Consider the following 740-nt stretch of genomic DNA (forward strand, 5'->3'; position numbering starts at 1 on the left):
CCTTCCGGCAGTTCGATGGTACCAGTCACGTCAGTAGTACGGAAGTAGAACTGCGGACGGTAGCCTTTGAAGAACGGAGTATGACGACCGCCTTCATCTTTGGACAGAATGTACACTTCAGATTCGAACTTGGTGTGCGGCTTGATGGTGCCCGGCTTAGCCAGTACCTGACCACGTTCGATTTCTTCACGTTTGATACCACGCAGCAGAACACCTACGTTCTCACCAGCACGGCCTTCGTCCAGCAGTTTGCGGAACATTTCAACGCCAGTACAGGTAGACTTCTGAGTCTCTTTGATACCAACGATTTCAACTTCTTCACCAACTTTGATGATACCGCGTTCTACACGACCGGTAACAACGGTACCACGACCGGAGATGGAGAATACGTCTTCGATCGGCAGCAGGAACGGCTTGTCAATCGCACGCTCTGGTTCCGGAATGTAAGAATCCAGGAAGCCAGCCAGTTCCAGGATTTTCGCTTCCCACTCTGCGTCGCCTTCCAGCGCTTTCAGAGCAGAACCACGAACGATCGGAGTGTCGTCGCCCGGGAAGTCGTACTGAGACAGAAGTTCACGAACTTCCATTTCAACCAGTTCCAGCAGCTCTTCGTCATCAACCATGTCGCATTTGTTCAGGAACACGATGATGTACGGAACGCCTACCTGACGACCCAGCAGGATGTGCTCACGAGTCTGCGGCATCGGGCCGTCAGTCGCAGCAACTACCAGGATCGCGCC

The 740-nt window shown here is 53.2% G+C and carries 1 protein-coding gene; it reads right to left on the reverse strand.

From position 1 onward, the window contains the following. Nucleotides 1–740 (reverse strand): elongation factor Tu (locus ACJHX4_RS26745; protein ID WP_024212988.1); only part of this gene is annotated, 740 nt, incomplete at both ends.

The organism is Escherichia sp. WS2035, from assembly GCF_046487065.1.
In the GTDB taxonomy this organism is placed as follows: domain Bacteria; phylum Pseudomonadota; class Gammaproteobacteria; order Enterobacterales; family Enterobacteriaceae; genus Escherichia; species Escherichia coli.